Origin of the sequence: Acinetobacter sp. NIOH-H-8 (genome assembly GCF_046635365.1) — a bacterium.
Lineage (GTDB): Bacteria > Pseudomonadota > Gammaproteobacteria > Pseudomonadales > Moraxellaceae > Acinetobacter.
Map to the genome: position 1 here is coordinate 1 of NZ_JBHDVN010000151.1, position 477 is coordinate 477.

General features: G+C 53.5%; 1 protein-coding gene. It reads left to right on the forward strand.

Annotation, left to right across the window (positions count from 1 at the left end; genetic code table 11):
* Nucleotides 1-14: 14 nt before the first annotated feature.
* Complete coding sequence (locus ACEWB7_RS17520) at nt 15-179, forward strand: acyl-CoA thioesterase domain-containing protein (protein WP_001642886.1); 165 nt, start codon at nt 15-17, stop codon at nt 177-179.
* Nucleotides 180-477: the final 298 nt, after the last annotated feature.

A 477-nucleotide genomic window follows, 5' to 3' on the forward strand; every position in this document is an offset into this window, starting at 1 on the left:
CTATCGATCACTCTATGTGGTTCCATCGTCCGTTCAATTTTAATGAATGGCTACTTTATAGCGTGGAGAGCACTTCCGCCTCCAGCGCCCGGGGCTTTGTTCGCGGCGAGTTTTATACTCAGGATGGCGCGCTGGTCGCTTCAACCGTGCAGGAAGGGGTAATGCGTAATCACAATTAAAAAACATGCCGCTATGCGGCGTTAATGGCCTGATGACGCTGCGCTTATCAGGCTTACGGTATGCGGACTTGTAGGCCGGATCAGGCGAAACGCCGCCATCCGGCATTATTTAAAGGCTATCCCCCAACTGACGCCGCTCTCTTCACCCCTATCGCAGTACTGGCAGACCGTTGTAGAGCGCCGACCAGAAGGATTTACTGAGACATCGCTTAGCGCGCAGGCGAAGTCAGTGCTTACATTTAGCGATTTTGCGCTGGATAGCGTGATAGCGCATCCGGAGTGGCTTGCCGAACTGGAA